This window comes from Desulfobulbus oligotrophicus (assembly GCF_016446285.1).
In the GTDB taxonomy this organism is placed as follows: domain Bacteria; phylum Desulfobacterota; class Desulfobulbia; order Desulfobulbales; family Desulfobulbaceae; genus Desulfobulbus; species Desulfobulbus oligotrophicus.
In genome coordinates, this window is the sequence record NZ_CP054140.1 from 1,202,481 (window position 1) to 1,220,345 (window position 17,865).

12 protein-coding genes are annotated in these 17,865 nt (G+C 53.1%); all 12 read left to right on the plus strand.

Going from position 1 to position 17,865, the window contains the following annotated elements:
- The first annotated feature begins 4 nt into the window (after positions 1-4).
- A complete protein-coding gene (locus HP555_RS05430) occupies positions 5-1,831 on the plus strand; it encodes a hypothetical protein (protein WP_199264169.1) in 1,827 nt (608 codons plus the stop codon).
- 12 nt (positions 1,832-1,843) lie between these two features.
- Entirely contained in the window at positions 1,844-4,867 is a 3,024-nt protein-coding gene (locus HP555_RS05435) for a UDP-N-acetylmuramoyl-L-alanyl-D-glutamate--2,6-diaminopimelate ligase (protein ID WP_199264170.1), read from the plus strand.
- Positions 4,868-4,882: 15 nt separating this feature from the next.
- Entirely contained in the window at positions 4,883-5,962 is a 1,080-nt protein-coding gene (gene mraY / locus HP555_RS05440) for a phospho-N-acetylmuramoyl-pentapeptide-transferase (protein WP_199264171.1), read from the plus strand.
- A gap of 3 nt (positions 5,963-5,965) precedes the next feature.
- Positions 5,966-7,351 carry a UDP-N-acetylmuramoyl-L-alanine--D-glutamate ligase gene (murD, locus tag HP555_RS05445; RefSeq protein ID WP_199264172.1) on the plus strand — a complete coding sequence of 462 codons (1,386 nt, stop codon included), beginning with the start codon at positions 5,966-5,968 and terminating at the stop codon, positions 7,349-7,351.
- Positions 7,342-8,433 carry an undecaprenyldiphospho-muramoylpentapeptide beta-N-acetylglucosaminyltransferase gene (gene murG, locus HP555_RS05450; RefSeq protein WP_199264173.1) on the plus strand — a complete coding sequence of 364 codons (1,092 nt, stop codon included), beginning with the start codon at positions 7,342-7,344 and terminating at the stop codon, positions 8,431-8,433. The genes murD and murG overlap by 10 nt, the downstream gene beginning before the upstream one ends.
- Before the next feature lie 25 nt (positions 8,434-8,458).
- Positions 8,459-9,844, plus strand: coding sequence for a UDP-N-acetylmuramate--L-alanine ligase (gene murC / locus HP555_RS05455; RefSeq protein ID WP_199264174.1), 1,386 nt, complete (start codon positions 8,459-8,461; stop codon positions 9,842-9,844).
- A 41-nt stretch (positions 9,845-9,885) separates the two neighbouring features.
- A complete protein-coding gene (murB, locus tag HP555_RS05460; RefSeq protein WP_233249251.1) occupies positions 9,886-10,815 on the plus strand; it encodes a UDP-N-acetylmuramate dehydrogenase in 930 nt (309 codons plus the stop codon).
- 18 nt (positions 10,816-10,833) lie between these two features.
- Positions 10,834-11,775 (plus strand): cell division protein FtsQ/DivIB, encoded by a 942-nt coding sequence (locus HP555_RS05465; protein ID WP_199264176.1) that lies wholly within the window; start codon positions 10,834-10,836, stop codon positions 11,773-11,775.
- Between the two features lie 4 nt (positions 11,776-11,779).
- A complete protein-coding gene (ftsA, locus tag HP555_RS05470) occupies positions 11,780-13,003 on the plus strand; it encodes a cell division protein FtsA (RefSeq protein WP_408639844.1) in 1,224 nt (407 codons plus the stop codon).
- 84 nt (positions 13,004-13,087) lie between these two features.
- Positions 13,088-14,308, plus strand: a complete 1,221-nt coding sequence (gene ftsZ, locus HP555_RS05475; protein WP_199264178.1) for a cell division protein FtsZ — start codon at positions 13,088-13,090, stop codon at positions 14,306-14,308.
- Positions 14,309-14,341: 33 nt separating this feature from the next.
- Positions 14,342-16,210 (plus strand): radical SAM protein, encoded by a 1,869-nt coding sequence (locus HP555_RS05480; RefSeq protein WP_233249252.1) that lies wholly within the window; start codon positions 14,342-14,344, stop codon positions 16,208-16,210.
- Entirely contained in the window at positions 16,197-17,768 is a 1,572-nt protein-coding gene (locus HP555_RS05485) for a sensor histidine kinase (protein ID WP_199264179.1), read from the plus strand. The genes HP555_RS05480 and HP555_RS05485 overlap by 14 nt, the downstream gene beginning before the upstream one ends.
- Positions 17,769-17,865: the final 97 nt, after the last annotated feature.

Consider the following 17,865-nt stretch of genomic DNA (forward strand, 5'->3'; position numbering starts at 1 on the left):
GAAAATGGCAAGATCCATCAGAGCCAGAAGAAAGAGTAGCCGGTGGTACGTATTTTTACCCATTTTTGTTATTTTGCTGACGGCAGCTGGTATTGTCCTGTATAGCATTCCTCCCTCCCTCCAGGATATAGGCAGGGCGGTACAGTCTGCAGTCAGCAAAATTTCAATTCGCTCAGCGGGCCAGTCGCCCGCTGAACCTGTTTTAAGAGGCACAATATACGATCGGAATTGGCGTGAGCTGGCAGTGTCGTATCAACTGTTTTCGGTTGTGATTAATCCGGCTGAGTTACATGACAGGAAGGAGACGGTAGAAAAGTTAGCCGCTATTTTCGAAGAGAAACCGGAACGGTTGGCCGCTCGTTTGAAGAACGCTCAGGATTCATTCGTGATTAAAGCAGATGTGGATCAGTTTCAAGTTGAACAGATCAATGGCCTGCACTTGCGCGGGGTAGTCTGCAAACCGGAAGAGGTGCGGTTTTATCCCGGGCATGCCACGGCTTCTCATGTCCTTGGTTTCATGGGTGATGGTGTGGGGCTTGCCGGTGTTGAGGGGAAATATGATGCCGTGCTGCGGGGCGGAGGGTTCGGGGACGTCAATATTCCTGATATTAACTTCCAGGGGCAACAGCGACTGGGTATTACGGGCAGTGATCTGCTGCTTACCCTGGATATCAATTTGCAGAAACAGCTGGAAAGCCGATTTCGCAATTATCTGGCAACGACCAATGGGATTGAAAAAGGAATGGCGCTGCTGGTTGAGCCCAGCAGTGGGCGCATTCTTGCCCTGGTCAATCAACCCTCATTCAATCCAAATTATTTTTGGAAGGCCAGTGAAAGTAACCGGATTAACCGAATATACAACCATGTGCTCAGCAAAGAGCTGATTCGACCGGTTCTGGCACGAGCAGCAGCTATTGAGCGTGAAGGTATTGAGGGGCCGGGGCTACTGCCGGTAACCGTTGCCGCTCCTGACTATGGCTTTTCACCTGAAAAACTGGATGCATTTGAACACCAGATTCAGCTGTACGGCTCTGTCTTCGGTAACTGGGAGCCGGGGTCCGGTGCTGCACAGGAACCGGAGGCTGAACCGGTTGTGACTGGAGTTCAGGTCGGGGTTACCCTTGCCAGTCTGGTCAATGGTGGGTGGCGGATTACACCTTATGTTGTTGATTCTGTATATGATTATCAGACATCTAAACGTTATGGCCGTAACAGTGATGCCACCGAAAAAATTCATGTGCTTGATCCGGCCCTTGGTGTGAAGATACGCAGGGAGCTGTTTCAGGACTGGATTTCGGCGCAGGATAATCTCATGGCGTACACTGCGGATTATACGCAGGTCCGCAAGAAGGACGGTCTGGCCCATTTTTCTATACAAGACCTGTTTGTAGGTTTTGCTCCGGCTAAACAGCCACGGTTTTTCCTGTTGATCGCCGTGGAGCAGGATTACCTGAATCCTCGAGATCTCAACAAGGGCAGCAGTCTGACGGCAATGGAGCAGATGGGGAGGGAATTACTAGGGCAATTTACAAAGACAACTGTTGCCCAAAGTGTTTCTGAAAAGCCGCCTGAGCGCAACAAGGAGAATATGCGGCAATTCTTTATCAGCAAACGTCTGAATTTTAAAGAGTCCCCCGGCAAGATAACCGAGTCGACCCCCCGTATGCCGAAGGTCCGGGGAATGAGCCTTCGCAAGGGGCTGCAGCAGTTAGACAGGTATAATATAAAGATGCGGATTAACGGCAGTGGACGAATCATCGCTCAATATCCACTTCCAGGCCAATCTTTGATCGGCATAGAAGAATGCATGCTGACCCTGGAACCCAGGTAAGAAAATACGGTTATGATGACCCTGGCGTACATCGTTGAAAATCTGTCGATACTTGAGGCCGACCATTTGTCTGAAGCGGCCTTGGGTACGAAGATTGTTTCAATCACCGCTGATTCCAGACAGGTGGTGCCGGGCAGCCTTTTCATAGCTGTTTGTGGCGGGAAAACCGATGGACGGTTGTTTGTCCCAGAGGCAATAGAGCGCGGTTGCGTTGCCGTGGTCATGGAGGGACGCCACTGGGCAGGAGAGTGCCGGGTGCCGCTTGTTTTTACCGAGGACAGTCACGCTGCGGTGAGCGAGATAGCTGCCTGCTGGCACGGTTATCCGGCTGAGCAGTTGTGCCTTGTTGGTATTACCGGGACAAATGGGAAAACAACGACGAGCTGGTTGATCGAAAGCATGCTGACGGCAGCGGGCTTCAGGCCCGGAGTGATCGGTACTGTCAACTATCGATACTGTGATCGCAAAGGCATTGTCCATGTCATTCAAGACGCACCACTGACAACCCCGGATCCTCTAGCGCTGCAGAGTTTATTTCGTCGTATGGTTGATGAGGGCGTGACCCATGTCATCATGGAGGTCTCCTCCCACGCGTTGGCGCAGAAGCGATTGGGGCGGACATGTTTTGATGTGGCCCTTTTTACAAACTTGAGCCACGATCATCTCGACTATCATCGTTCGATGGAGACATATTTTGCTGCCAAACAGCGGTTGTTTCAGAAGCATCTCAAGGCAACCGGCAGTGCAGTGGTGGTCAAAGACGTGATTTCCGGCGACACGGATTGGAGCGAAGAGATGTGTCGTGCAGTGCCGGCCAATTCACTAATCCGTTGCGGCCTTTCAAAAAAAGACTGTCAGGTCAGTGCTGACAAGGTTGTACAGACTGTGGATGGATTCCACTGTCAGCTTGATCTTAAGGGCGCACAGGTTGAGTTTTTTTCCAGACTGTCCGGTGGCTACAATGTGCTTAACGTGCTGGCTGCCGCCGGAGTGGGTTTGGGTTTGGGCATTCCTCCCGAGCAGATCTGTGATGGGTTGATGCGGGTCGAGCGTATTCCCGGACGTCTGGAACGGGTCTGTCTGCCGGGGGTATTGTCAGGAGCAGGGCCGACAATTTTTGTTGACTATGCCCATACACCCGATGCCCTGGACAATGTGCTGCGTACCTTGCAGCCACTGACCACCCGGCGCCTGATCTGTGTGTTTGGGTGCGGCGGTGACCGTGATCGGAGCAAGAGACCGCAGATGGGTTCTATTGCTGTTCAGTATGCCAATGTTACCATTATAACCTCGGATAACCCCCGTTCAGAACAGCCGGAGGCTATTATCGACGAAATCGTGCCGGGAGCGGCTCAGGGCGGACGACCGCACTGCAGTGTCGCCGCGCTCTTTGATCCCGCCAACCCTGAGGATGGGTACACTGTTTTTGTTGATCGTCGTACGGCCATTGCCACGGCCTGCAGTTTGGCGCAATCTGGAGATACTGTGCTTATTGCCGGTAAGGGCCATGAGAACTACCAGATTCTCGGAACCGTCAAGCAGTACTTTGATGACCGTCAGGAGGCGATCAATGGGCTGCTGCGCTGGAATCGGCATCATTTACTTGCGGCCACCGAAGGTGTGGTGATTGCTGACTCTAAAGCCGGAATTTTCGAAAATATTTCAATAGATTCCAGAACGCTGCGCACCGGCGATGTGTTTGTTGCTCTGAAGGGAGAGTCTTTTGATGGGCATCACTATATTGATGCAGCCGTACAGGCGGGCGCTGCTGCAGTGGTTGCCGAACAGGCGCCGGTTGAATGTACTTCCGGTGTCCTCTACATCCAGGTGCGGGACAGCCTGCAGGCATTGGGACAGTTGGCAGCGTACAGGCGACAGCTGCTGAAAGGTTCGCTGAAGGTGGCTGCCATCACGGGCAGCTCAGGTAAAACAACGGTGAAGGAGCTGGTGGCCGCAATTTTTAACGAGGCGTTACTGCCTGTACGTTGCGGAGTAGATCCTCTTTTGAAGACAAAGGGAAACTTCAATAATCTCGTTGGTCTTCCTCTCTCTCTCCTTCCCGCGGAAGCCGGGCATCGGCTGGCTGTTCTTGAGATGGGCATGAATGCCCCCGGAGAGATCGCACAACTTACCAAAATAGCAGATCCTGATATCGGCTGTATCAACAATGTGCACCCGGCCCATCTGCTGGGGTTGGGAGATCTGCACGGGGTGGCGGCTGCCAAAGGTGAACTCTTTACCGGTATGCGGACCGATGCCGTCCGGGTGGTAAACTGTGATGATCCCCTTGTCAGGAGTCTGGCTGACCGGGCAAAGGGAAAACAGATCGGTTTTGCCGCGAGTGCGGCTGGGCGTCGATACAACCCGCTGGTTCGATCGACTCGGCAGGTCAATCTGGGGGAGCAGGGAATGCGATTTACACTGCATATCGGCTCCTGGAAACGCCGAATCACCGTATCACTTCATGGAAGCCACAACGTCAGCAACTGTTTGGCGGCGGCAGCTGTCGGCCATGCTGCAGGCATCGGTTCTGAAACCATTGCGCATGCCCTGATAAACCATGCGCCGGCAGGGGATAAACGCCTGGCAATCGCAGAGCTGCCCGGCGGATTAAAGGTGGTCAACGATGCCTACAATGCCAACCCGGCATCGATGGCGGCCGGCTTGCACACGGTGGCATCCTTTGGTGCTCAGTGTCGCCGTGTTGCTGCTTTGGGCGACATGCTTGAGCTGGGGCCTTCTTCAGAGCGTCTCCATGCCGATATTGGTTCACTTGTTGCGCAACTGGGGTATGATCGTCTGCTCCTTACCGGGTCTTTTGCAGGAGCAGTGGCAGATGCGGCACGTAAAGGAGGGATGAACACCGAAAACATTCAGATCTTCCCCTCTCCTCAGGCCATGGCTGATGCAGTGTGGCGGATGCTCGCAGAAGGAGCACTGGGAAAAGGTGACTGGCTGTTGATTAAAGGATCACGCGGCATGCGCATGGAGCAGCTCTTCGATGAACTGCTGCACCGAATAACAGCTCCGGCATAACTGCTTGAGACGTCTATGTTTTATAATTTTTTATACCAGTTCCATACCGAGTTGAGCCTGTTCAACGTTTTTCGGTATATCACCTTTCGTTCCATTGGCTGCAGTGTGACTGCCTTTCTGATCGTAGTCCTTGTTGGGCCCAGTTTTATTGCCTGGTTGCAGAAGAAACAGATCGGCCAGGTTATTCGTGATGATGGTCCGGAGACACATTTTTCAAAAAAGGGGATCCCCACCATGGGGGGGCTTCTGATACTCTTTGCGATAACCGGTTCAGCCCTGCTATGGACTGACCTGCGCAGCGGACTGGTCTGGGTGCTGATAGGTATCAGTGTATTTTTTGGGGCTATCGGTTCTGCAGACGATCTTAAAAAAATCAGAAAAGGAAACGCAAGGGGACTCAGCGCTAAAGAAAAATTAGTCCTGCAGATTTGTGGAGCCTTAGCGGTTGGTATCTTTCTTTTAGTGACCCGCAGTCATGACGGTGTCCTCAGTTTTCCGTTTTTCAAGACCTTTCATCCTGATTTAGGATGGTGGTACTTACCTTTTGCCGTGTTTGTGATCGTCGGTGCTTCCAATGCCGTCAACTTGACAGACGGTCTTGATGGTTTGGCAGCCGGACCGATCGTCATCACTGCCTCAACGTATCTGATTTTTTCGTATGTGGCAGGCAATGCGGTGGTGGCCAGTTATTTACAGATCCCCTTTGTTCCCGGCGCCGGCGAGGTCACCGTATTTTGCGGCGGCATTGTGGGGGCCTGTCTCGGTTTTCTCTGGTTTAACTGTTATCCAGCGGAAATTTTCATGGGTGACGTTGGTTCCCTGTCACTGGGCGGCACGTTGGGAGTGGTATCGATAATCACAAAACAGGAGTTCCTGCTGGTCATCGTGGGTGGCATTTTCGTGATGGAAGCAACCTCGGTGATTCTGCAGGTCGGGTATTTCAAGATGACCGGTGGTAAGCGGATTTTCCTTATGGCTCCATTCCACCATCACTTTGAAAAAAAAGGGTGGTTGGAACCAAAGGTGGTGGTCCGTTTCTGGATCATCTCCATTATTTTGGGTTTGATTGCCCTTGCTACCCTTAAGTTGAGATAAAAAATGGATATCCAACCAGGGACACAGGCATTGATCATCGGCTTGGGAGCAGCAGGGCTGTCAACGGTGCGCTATCTGACAGCCATGGGTGTCCGGGTGAAGGTTTCCGATCAACGCAAGATTGATCAGATTGAGCCCGCAACCATCGACCTGCTGCGGTCGGCAGGGATTGCCCTGGAAACCGGCGGGCACAGTCTTGATCAGCTCACCGGCATGGATGTGGTCATCCCCGGGCCGGGCGTTCCGCTTGATGTGCCCGTGCTGCAGGCTGCCCGCAAACAAGGTCTCCCCGTTCTTGGTGAACTGGCGCTGGCAGCCGGTCGGTTTTCCAGCCCGGTAATCGCGATTACCGGTTCCAACGGGAAGACAACTGTCACCGGTCTGCTCGGTCATCTGTTGCAGGCTGCAGGCAAACATCCCTTTGTTGGTGGCAATATTGGTACACCGCTGCTCGACTACTTTGCAGCCCCGGAAGCGTATGACGTGGTGGTTCTTGAACTGTCGAGCTTCCAGCTCGATCTGGCTGGTGCGTTCCGACCGGACACAGCCCTCTTGCTGAACATCTCACCTGATCATCTTGACCGGCACGGATCACTGGCAGCATACAGGAGTACCAAGATGCGGATCTTTGCCAACCAGATCCAGGGAGATACGGCGATTCTCGGTGCTGACGATCCGGTGGTTGCACATGCCTGTATCTGTTCCGGGGTTAACCGGTACATGTTTGGCCGGGATCCGGTGTGCGCGGCGAGAATTGTTGATGACAATATCCTGCTGCGCCTTGAGCAGAACGGCAACTCTCGTCAAGAAGAGTACCGTCTCAGCCGGACAAACCTGTTTTCTTCGGTCAATCAGTTGAATGCCGCGGCAGCGCTTTTGGCGGCAGCTGTGCATGGCTGCCGGTACGAAGATCTTGCCCGGGGTTTGGCCACGTTCATACCGCCTCCACACCGGATGGCCGAGGTGGCTGTTATCGATGATGTCCGTTTTATTAACGATTCCAAGGCAACGAATATCGGGGCATTGGCAGCGGCTTTGAACAGTTGTCCGGCTCCGGTTGTCCTCATTGCCGGCGGGCGTGACAAGGCCAGTGATTTCACCCTGTTAAAGGAAACAGTGGCTCGCAGGGTGAAGCGTCTGATCCTGATCGGTGAAGCAGCAGATGCAATGGAGGCCGCTTTGGGATCAGCCGTTGGCACAGAACGGGCAAAAACCATGGAAGATGCTGTCCGCCGGGCAAAAGCCGTTGCCGGCAGTGGCGACATTGTCTTGCTTGCTCCTGGTTGTGCAAGTTTCGATATGTTTTCCGGGTATGCCGAAAGGGGGACGGTCTATGAACAACATGTGCTGCGACTTTCCCGGGAATGTGGAGTCAACGTATGCGGCTGATTGTAGCAGGAGGAGGGACCGGTGGGCACCTTTTTCCCGGTATTGCGGTGGCCTCAGAAGTTTTGGCCCGAATTCCGGATTCGCGGATACTCTTCATCGGGACACCTCGTCTCCTCGATCAACAGGCACTTGTCGGCCTGGGATTTGAATTGGCAACGTTGCAGTGCGGTGGTGTCAAGGGGTTAAGTGGTGGGGCGCGGATTCGCAGCTTACTGATGATGCCGGGGGCGATTGTTGAAGCCCTGCGTATGATCCGCAGGTTCAAGCCGGATCTGGTCCTGGGAGTCGGCGGATATGTGACCGGGCCGGTGATGTTGGCGGCAAAGCTGGCAGGGGTGCCGATAGTGATTCATGAGCAGAATTCAGTGCCCGGCATGGCTAATCGGCTGGCCGGAAAGTTGGCGGACAGGGTTTTGATTTCTCTGCCATGCAAACCTCCGTTTGCAGCCAAAAAAACTGTTCATAGCGGCAATCCGTTGCGGAAAGAGATTCTTGAAGCTGCCGCACAGTCCCGGCAGACGGAAGAACCGCCGACAGTGCTGGTGCTGGGCGGTAGTCAGGGAGCACATCGGATAAATATGCTGATGATGGAGGCCGTGGAATATTTGAGTGTGCAGGGGATACCTGTTCGGCTTATTCATCAGACCGGATCAGTCGATGAGGAGAGGGTTGCCAACTGGTATGCTCAGCTTGGCACCATGGCCGAAGTAACCGCCTTTATCCGTGACATGGCAGCTGTTTATACACGGGCTGATCTGGTGGTTTCCAGAGCCGGCGCCACCACACTGGCGGAGTTGGCGGTGATGGGCCTGCCGGCGCTTTTGATTCCATATCCCTACGCAGCGGATGATCATCAGGTAACCAATGGAGAATATTACGCAAAAGCAAACGGTTGCCGGGTGTTGCGTGAATCAGGGCTTACCGGTGAGATTCTTGCGGCCACCATCAGGGAGCACTTGCAGAACCGCGAGGAGTTACATACAATGGCGGCCAATATGAAGACCATGGCGATTCCGGATGCAACAGACCGGATCGTGGACGAATGTGTTCGACTCGTGGCGCAAAAGAGACGAAAAGATTGATTTTTTATTGGAAGTAGGCGCGTTCATGTACAGAAAAACCAAGCACATCCACTTTGTCGGTATCGGTGGGATTGGTATGTCCGGAATTGCTGAGTTGCTGCTGAGCCTGGGGTACAGGGTCAGCGGTTCTGACCAGGCGGTCACGGATATAACCAAAAGGCTTGTGGAGATGGGCGCGACGATTCACCATGGCCATAAGGCGGCGTGGATTGACGGTGCTGATGTGGTGGTTACATCAACAGCTATTCCTGCTGACAACCCCGAGGTCATCGCGGCCAAGGATGCGTATGTACCGGTGATTCAGCGGGCAGAGATGCTGGCAGAGCTGATGCGTCTGAAAAAATACGGGATAGCTGTTGCCGGCAGTCATGGCAAGACCTCCACCACCTCAATGGTTGCGGCTGTTTTGGCCGAGGCCGGATTGGATCCAACAGTGGTTGTCGGCGGTAAGGTCCATGGGTTCGGGAGCAACGCTCGACTGGGAGAAGGTGAGTTTTTAGTCGCTGAAGCCGATGAGAGTGACGGGTCGTTTCTCAAGTTATCACCGGTGATTGAGGTGGTGACCAACATTGATTTCGAACATCTCGATTTTTACCGGGATATAGAGCAGATCAAAGATATCTTTCTGGAGTTCGTTGATCGTTTACCTTTTTATGGCGTAGCTGTGGTGTGCATTGACGACGATAATGTCGCCCAGATTCTGCCCCGTATCAAGAAACGGATCCTTACCTATGGTCTTACTGAGCAGGCTGATCTGCAGGCGGTGAAAATTGTTTCAGGGAATGGTACCTCGACGTTTACGGTTCGAACGCGTACTGCGGAGCTGGGAGTCGTCAGGCTTAATCGTCCCGGCCGGCATCTGGTTTATAACAGTCTGGCGGCCATCAGTGTCGGTTTGGAGCTGGAAATCGATTTTGCCGTGATCGCGCGTGCACTCGAACAGTTTAAAGGCGTGCAGCGTCGTCTTCAGGTAAAAGGCGAAGCCGGTGATGTCCTGGTGGTGGATGATTACGGGCACCATCCCACGGAAATTAAAGCAACCCTGGAGGCGGTTCGTGAAGGGTGGCCGGAACGAAGAGTTGTGGTGGCTTTTCAGCCACATCGTTATAGTCGGACCAAAGGGCTGTTTGATGATTTTATAACTTCGTTTCGTCGAGCCGATGTGTTGATTCTGACCGATATATATGCTGCCAGTGAAGAACCGATTGCAGGGGTTGACTCCGAGACCCTCCTGGAGGCCATCAAAGAGCACGGCCAGCGTCAGGCCTGTTTCATTGCTGAATTGGTCGAACAACCGCAAAGTCTGTTGCCTCTGTTGCAACCCGGAGATCTGTTGCTCACTCTTGGTGCCGGTAATATTGTAAGAGTCGGTGACGAGGTTTTGGAACTGCTGCAGGCTTCCAGCCGTTGAGAGGTGTATGTGTGGAATCTGGTCATACTGATACATTGTTTATGAATGATTGTCAGCGCAGCGAGTTGATCAGACTGTGCCCGAACATTCGTTGGAATGTTGATATGGCGACCTATTCTACATTTCGTGCCGGTGGTACGGTCGAGGCGTTGGTGGATATCAATGCAATCGACAAATTAAAGGCAGTGCTGCGATACCTGCACGCACAGCAGATTCCATGGAACATCGTTGGCGGCGGCTCTAATATTCTGGTTTCCCGGCGTTGTCATGTCGGTGTGTTCATCCGGCTGCGTAGTTCGATTCGGGAGATTACCCGCAGACCTTTGGTTACAGCTGCAGGTGAGCGCTGTTGCCTGCGGGTCCATGCCGGATGCACGTTGGCATCACTGATCGGCTGGTGTATTCATAACAATGTAAGTGGACTGGAGTTCATGGCCGGAATACCCGGCAGCGTCGGCGGTGCTATCCGCATGAATGCCGGTGCTTTTGGGCATGCCATCGGCGAGGTGTTGTCTTCTGTACAAATAATGGACGGTTTGGGGAATGTTGAAGAAGTCCCCAGGGAAAAGGTGTCCTTCACATATCGATCCAGCCGTTTTCCCGGCGAACCGGCGGATAAAGTGCTGATTACCAGTGGTGAGTTCTGCCTGCAACCTGCTGATGGCAGGGAAGTGGCCAGGCGTTGTCGGGAGATTATCGGTTTGCGTCGAGGCAGCCAGCCTAAAGGAGTCGGATCTGCCGGTTCTTTTTTTAAAAATCCGGAAGGTGACTTTGCGGGCAGGCTTATCGAACAGGCAGGATTAAAAGGTTTGCGGATTGGCAGGGCCATGGTCTCTGTCAAGCATGCCAATTTTATTGTCAACACCGGAGGCGCTGCTCCTGATGATATTATCCGACTCATGGAGGAGGTGCAGCGGCATGTGTTGCAGCATTCAGGTGTGTTGCTTGAACCTGAGGTTCATATTTACTAGATCAGGAAATGTTGGGAGATGCCGATTTATACTCCCCGTCAGTCATCGTCGCGTTCTCGGAAAGGGGGGCGAAAGTTTAAAATAGCCCGTGGGATACTCGCTGCTTTTGGGGGTAAGAAGGCTGCTACGCTTAAAACCGCACAGTCGCAGACCCTGGTCATCAGTGCGCAACGGGCCTGGAAGTGGAAGTTACTGTGGAAAAACCTGCTGTTCGTCTGTATTCTTGTCGGTGTCGTTGGCTGCGGTTTGTGGGTCGGAGTCCAGTTGCTGTTGCAGTCGACCGTTTTTCGTCTGACTGATATCAAGATAGCAGGGAATCGTCATGCAAGTCAGCGTCAGGTCTTGGATCTTGCCGGACTGCAGCAGGGAGGGAATCTTTTCCACTTTGATAGTAAGGCGGCTGTTGCACGTATTGAAACGCATCCATGGATTGAGCGGGCGGAGATTAAAATCAACTGGCCCTCTGCCGTGGAAATAACTGTCAGTGAACTGCAGCCCTTTGCACTGATCAATGTTGAGCATGGGAAGGAGCGGCGTCTCCGCTATCTGAACCGTGCCGGCCGCATTTTTTCTGAAGCCGGCCAGGGGCAGGAGATAGATTTTCCCGTTATCACAGGTGCGCACCATGAAAAAGATCTGGCAGTCGATCACCTGGTTGCAGGCAGTATGGCAAAGGCGGCATGTCAACTGCTTGACCTGGCCTCCCGGGGGAACGCTATTGTCCCGATTCAGGCGATCTCTGAAGTGCACCTTGATGCAGAGCAGGGGATCATCCTCTACCTGGTGGACCGGCCGTTCCCGATCTACTTCGGTACGGATCGATTACAGGTCAAATACAATCGTTTGGTCAAGGTGCTTGGGCAGTTGTATGCAAAAAAACAGATCGATGCTGTTAAAGAAATACGGATGGATTATTTAGATGATAAAGTCTTGGTTACCGGAATCCAAAGTGATGGATGAGGAAATGGAAGAGCCGGTTCTCCGCGAGCCCGGTGAACTTGTCGCTGGTCTGGACATAGGGACGACCAAGGTCTGTGCCATGATCGGCGAGATCTTTGATGATCAGATTGAGATTATCGGTGTGGGTACTGCGGCTGCTTCAGGCATGAAGAAGGGCGTAGTGGTCAACATTGAGTCTACGGTCAAGTCAATTCGTCAGGCTGTGGGAGCTGCATCGGATATGGCTGGTTGCGATATCCAGTCGGTTTTTGTCGGCATAGCCGGCAACCATATCAAAGGTTTCAACTCACCCGGTATCATTGCCATTAACAATCAGGAAATTCGCGAAAAGGATATCGCAGCGGTCATTCAGGCTGCTCAAACGGTTAAGATATCGGATAATCAACAGATTATTCATGTCTTGCCCCAGGAGTACATGGTTGATGACCACACCGGCATCCAGAATCCGCTCGGCATGACCGGTGTCCGACTGGTTACCAATGTTCATATCGTCACCGCCGACAACACAGCTCTGCATAATCTGGTGACCAGTTGTAACCGTGCTGAACTGAATGTGGCTGAAATAGTGCTCGAATCAGTGGCCTCGTCGTTGACGGTTCTGACGAAGGATGAGATGGAGCTGGGTGTGGTTTTGATTGACATCGGCGGGGGAACAACAGATGTCGCCATTTTTTGTAACGGTACGATTAAACACACCTGGGAGTTGGCCCTGGGTGGCAACAATCTGACCAGCGATCTGTCTGTAGGGTTGCGTACGCCGCTTCAGGAGGCGGAAGAGCTCAAGTACCTCTATGGTGGTGCCCTGTCCGCGATGATCAAGGAAAATCATATTATCGAGGTGCCAACGGTCGGCGATCGCAAGCCGCGGAAGGTATCACAGCGGATTATGGTTGAAATCCTTGAGGCGCGAATGGAGGAGATTCTCCAGATGGTCAACAAGAACATCTGTGGTTCAGGGTATCGTAACCGGATTAATGCCGGTATTGTTATCACCGGAGGCACCGCACTTTTGGCCAACGTTGTGGAGATGGCAGAGCAGATATTTGATCTGCCGGTCCGAATCGGATACCCGCAGGGAGTGAACGGTAGAGTTGAAGAGATCCAGTCGCCTCGTTGTACCACCGGGGTCGGCCTGGTATTGTATGGCAGTAAAACAAAGACCTATGTGCCGAAGGAGAGTGGGGACATGGTCAAAAGAGCAAAAAAGTGGATAAAAAAATTTTTTTAACGTAACCGATTTCTCTTTTGGTACCATCGGATTCGATGGTATGTTAATGGAAAGTTTACGGAAAATTTTTCTTGGGAGAGAATCATGCCTTTCAGGATGGCCGAAGAAGAAACAGTTGCCGTGATCAAGGTGATCGGAGTCGGCGGAGGTGGCGGCAACGCTATCAATACCATGGTCGAGCGTCGACTGGCAGGCGTACAGTTTATTGCCGCCAATACCGATATGCAGGCTTTGGAGAAATCTCGAGCTGACATCCGCTTACAGTTGGGGCCTGGCATTACGAAGGGAATGGGCGCCGGTGCTGACCCGGAAATGGGCCATGAGGCGGCACAGGAGAGTCATGAGGATCTGCAGGCCGTTATCAAAGGTGCTGACATGGTTTTTGTTACCGCCGGATTGGGCGGCGGTACCGGTACCGGAGCAGCACCAACCATTGCCAAGTTAAGTAAAGAGGCGGGTGCCCTGACAGTGTCTGTTGTTACCAAGCCGTTTTATTTTGAGGCAAAAAAACGGATGCGTAATGCCGAAGCGGGTTGGGAGAAGCTGAAAGAGTTTTCAGATACCATCATCACTGTACCCAATGACCGTCTGCTGAGCCTGATGAACAAGAACTCCACCCTGGTGGACATGATGCAGATGGTTGACAATGTACTGTTTCAGGCAGTCAAGGGTATTACGGATCTGATTAATTTACCCGGGCACATCAATGTTGACTTTGCTGATCTCAAGGCCGTTATGAAAGAGGTCGGTCCTGCAATCATGGGTACCGGATCAGCAGTGGGTGACAACCGTGCCACCGAGGCGGCTAAACGGGCTATTGACAACCAGCTGCTGGAGGAGGTGGGGATTGATGGTGCCCGTGGCATCCTCATCAATATTTCAGCAGCCAGAGAAACACTGACCATGAACGAGTTCATGGAAGCCTCGGCTTTGATCCAGGAAAAAGCGCACGACGATGCCAACATCATCATTGGTGCTCTGTTTGATGAATCCCTGGGAGAAGAGTTGCGGGTTACGGTTATTGCCACCGGCATATCAAGTATAGAAGAACCGGAGGTTTCGCAGCTGGAGGTGGTACGGACGACGCGTCAGAACCTTGCCGGTTCCTCCCTGCCCGGGTCCAAGTCCAAGTTGTCCCGGCTGCTTGAAGAGGACATCAGTCTTCAGGAAAACACGACGGCAACCATTGCTAAGCCGAACCCCCTTCCCAAGGGGTTGCCGCGTATGCCCAAACCTATCTTTGATGAGCATGATCTTGGTAGTGAACTTGACGAACCGGCCTATCTTCGCAAAAAGGCCAACTGAAAGCACTATCCGGCCGGCAAGAAACAAACCGGCATGGACGTTATTGCAAACGGGGGGGTATCCTGGGATACCACCTCGTTTTTGTTTGATTTTTCTGTTGAAAATGACGACTGTAACGCAATCTTTGACAAAACTGTTCTCTTCCTCATGATGCGGACTATGCCGTCAGTGCTTATCAACGAAATCGGTACAGTACGTAAAAAATGGACAGACAGACTGCCTGTCGCCCTCCTTTATCCGAATATCTATTCAGTTGCGGTGTCCAATCTCGGCTTTCAGCTCGTTTACTCCTTACTCAACCGTATCGATGGTGTTGTCTGTGAACGGTTTGTGTATCCTCGAGCCGGAGAACCGTTCCGTTCGCTCGAGTCATCCCGTCCGTTGCGTGATTTTCCGTTAGTTTTCGGATCTGTCAGTTTTGAACACGATTACCCGCGGCTGGCCGCCATGTTGGCGGCTGGAGCGATTGCACCTTTTGCTGAGGATAGAGCATCCGTCATCAGTCCGGGAGAACCGGTGGTGGTTCTGGGCGGCGTGGGCGTCTTCATGAACCCGGAACCACTTGCTCTGTTTGCAGATGTCATGGTCATAGGTGAGGCTGAAGCTGTTCTTGAGCCGCTGATCGGGCTCTTGAGACATTTCACGACAAGCAGTCGCGCAGATCTCACAATGACGATCGGTACCTCTGTTCCCGGCTGCTATATCCCGGGGGCATATCATTTTTCCTGGAAAGAGAATGGGGCGGTTGCAGCTGTTACCCGGCCGTTGGCGTTGCCGGCACGTGTGACCAAGGTGGTTGCTCCGGTTATGGATACAGCGGCCCACTCGACCTTGCTTTCGCCGGATGCAGAACTGGGGATGTATATGGTCGAGCTGGGAAGAGGGTGCAGTCGGGGGTGCCGGTTCTGTGCAGCAGGATTTATTTATCGTCCACCACGATTGTGGAGTGCTGAGGCCATTGTCCAGGGCCTGAAGGAGCGTCCGGATCAGATGGACCGTGTCGGTCTGCTTGGCATGGAAATGGCTTCCGAAGCAACTACGGATGTAATCGCTGCCTATCTGCACGGGGATGGGTGCTCTCTCTCGTTTTCTTCACTGCGGGCCGACCGGATTTCCGAACAGACGATGCAACTTCTGGCCGACTCACAACTGAAAAGTGTAGCCATTGCAGCGGACGGCTGTTCGGAACGATTGCGTACGCTGATCAACAAGGGGTTAAGCCGGGCAGATCTTCTTTCTGCGGCTGTCCGCCTGGTGACCGCCGGGATCTTCCAGCTTAAACTCTACGTCATGATCGGCCTGCCAACCGAAACCTATGATGATCTGGATGAGTTCGTTGCACTTGTTGATCAGCTGCAGGCAAGTATCTTACCGATCGGGCGGGAAAGAGGCCGGGTGACAGAGCTGACGTTGTCTATCAACTGTTTTGTTCCCAAACCCTGGACCCCTTTCCAATACTGTGCTTTTGGTGGATTAACGGCTGCTGAGGCGGCAGTCACAAGCACCGGACCGGCTTTGACTGCCTTGAAAGGGAAGGTAAAATACCTGCGTAGAAAGCTGGCTGCCAAGGCCAACCTGCAGCTTAAATTCGATCATCCGGAGCAGGCCCTGCAGCAGGCTGTCTATGCCCGTGCCGATCGTCGGATCGGCCCGGTGCTGCTTGATATCGGCAGTGGTCGATATACGTTCAAGCAGGCCCTGCAGCGACACGGGCTCAATCCCTGGCAATATGCCGTACGAGCCCGCAATTATGACGAGATGATGTGCTGGGAGGTGATCGATCACGGCATACATGCACAGTATCTGTGGGAGGAGTACGAACGTGCCTTACAGGGACGTCTGACCGCGGCCTGTCAGCCGGACATCTGCCGTCGATGCGGGGTGTGTCATGCTGCACCGTAAACGGATGGTAACCCGCAGGGGCGAGCGACCGCAGCTGCCCGTTCTGACAAATCTTCTCCAGGTTCTGGACAGGCTGCGCCAGAAGATCACCGGCAGTATATCTGACTATGTTTCGCTCTGGAGACGACTTCGCTACCGGGGGCTCAGAACCGCCCTGCTTCCATTCGAACTGGTCAAGTACTTTGCCTTTACCTCACTGCTGCTTATCCTGCTCGCCTCTTTTCTGCTTTCCTGGATGCTGGCCGCCAATGCCAAAGCCGTTCTTCTGCAGCGGAGTGAGGCCTACTCCCAACTGTTTGCCGAGTACGTTAACCGGCAGGTTTTTCTTCAGTTTGTTCTGCCGACAGTGGTTCGCTACGGCAAGATAGCGCTGTCTGAGCACGAACAGTTCGAACGACTTGATAAGATTATCTCCAATATCACCCGGGGTATGCGTATCGAATCCGTCACCATCTTTGAACCGCTTCAAAATCGCATCGCCTACTCCACCATAACCGAACTGATGGGAAAGAGGGATATGGGCGGGCTGGAGTACCAGAAGGCGGCCAAGGGAGAAAGCGATTCCGTGCTGATCAGTGGTGGCAGTCTGCTGAGCCTGCTTCCGGGCATGCCCGAAATCTCGTGCACTCTCAAGACCTATGTCCCGTTCCGGCACGAAAATAAGTTGGGCCAGCGCACTGGTGAGGTCATGGGGGTGATCGAGGTGATTCAGGATCTCTCCGAAGATCTTGAGGCAATCATCCGGTTGCAGGGCCGGGTTATAGTCATGTCACTGATCGCCATGTCGATCCTGTTTACCATACTCAGCCTGATCGTCGTACGGGCGAACCGGATTATGGCCGAACGGGCTGAAGAGCGACTGCGCCTGGAAGAGGAGCTCAATGAAGCGCAGCGCCTTGCCTCGCTGGGTAAGATGGTGGCTGCAGTTTCGCATGAAATAAAAAATCCATTGGGTATCGTCCGTTCAACCGCTGAAATTCTCGGTAATCGGATCAGTAAGGTGGCTCCGGGTAATGAGAAGTTAGCGACCATCATTGTGGAGGAGACGTCCCGTCTGGACGGTATTGTTCGTGAGTTTCTCGATTTTGCCAGGCCCCGCGAGCTCCGCAAGTCTGCAGGATCGCTCAATGTGGTGATCGATCGCCTTCTTCGCTTCATCGAGCCGGAGTTACAGCAAAAGGGAGTGAAGGTGCACAGTGAGCTGGCCGAGGATCTCCCGGAGATACTCTTTGACAATGAGCAGATCTACCAGGTCATTCTGAACATCGTGATCAACGCTATTCAGGCCATGCCCGAAGGGGGGTTCATGACACTGACCACCACTGAGCAGAACGGTGAGGTGGTTCTTGAGATAACCGATACCGGTCTTGGTATTCCCCCCGAAAACATCGAACAGGTCTTTACTCCCTTTTATACCGGAAAAAATCGTGGTACAGGCCTCGGGCTGTCCATTGCAAAGGGTATTGTTGATAAACATCATGGTACACTCACGGTGAACAGTTGTTTCGGTGAGGGCAGCACCTTTCGCCTGACCCTGCCCCCGGGTGAAGAGGTGTGATATCCGCTGTACAGATGATGGTAGACTGAAAAACCGGTGGGAATCGCCGCCTGTGATCTTCGCGTGAAACCGACGGCGTGTCTGTTGCAAGAACCGG

What these genes read in the sequence shown, in the direction of transcription:
- HP555_RS05485 (WP_199264179.1), top strand. Translation starts at nt 16,197, where the DNA reads ATGCTGCACCGTAAACGGATGGTAACCCGCAGGGGCGAGCGACCGCAG.
- HP555_RS05465 (WP_199264176.1), top strand. Translation starts at nt 10,834, where the DNA reads ATGCCGATTTATACTCCCCGTCAGTCATCGTCGCGTTCTCGGAAAGGG.
- ftsA (WP_408639844.1), top strand. Translation starts at nt 11,780, where the DNA reads ATGGAAGAGCCGGTTCTCCGCGAGCCCGGTGAACTTGTCGCTGGTCTG.
- murB (WP_233249251.1), top strand. Translation starts at nt 9,886, where the DNA reads ATGAATGATTGTCAGCGCAGCGAGTTGATCAGACTGTGCCCGAACATT.
- HP555_RS05435 (WP_199264170.1), top strand. Translation starts at nt 1,844, where the DNA reads ATGATGACCCTGGCGTACATCGTTGAAAATCTGTCGATACTTGAGGCC.
- HP555_RS05480 (WP_233249252.1), top strand. Translation starts at nt 14,342, where the DNA reads ATGGACGTTATTGCAAACGGGGGGGTATCCTGGGATACCACCTCGTTT.
- HP555_RS05430 (WP_199264169.1), top strand. Translation starts at nt 5, where the DNA reads ATGGCAAGATCCATCAGAGCCAGAAGAAAGAGTAGCCGGTGGTACGTA.
- mraY (WP_199264171.1), top strand. Translation starts at nt 4,883, where the DNA reads ATGTTTTATAATTTTTTATACCAGTTCCATACCGAGTTGAGCCTGTTC.
- murC (WP_199264174.1), top strand. Translation starts at nt 8,459, where the DNA reads ATGTACAGAAAAACCAAGCACATCCACTTTGTCGGTATCGGTGGGATT.
- murD (WP_199264172.1), top strand. Translation starts at nt 5,966, where the DNA reads ATGGATATCCAACCAGGGACACAGGCATTGATCATCGGCTTGGGAGCA.
- murG (WP_199264173.1), top strand. Translation starts at nt 7,342, where the DNA reads ATGCGGCTGATTGTAGCAGGAGGAGGGACCGGTGGGCACCTTTTTCCC.
- ftsZ (WP_199264178.1), top strand. Translation starts at nt 13,088, where the DNA reads ATGCCTTTCAGGATGGCCGAAGAAGAAACAGTTGCCGTGATCAAGGTG.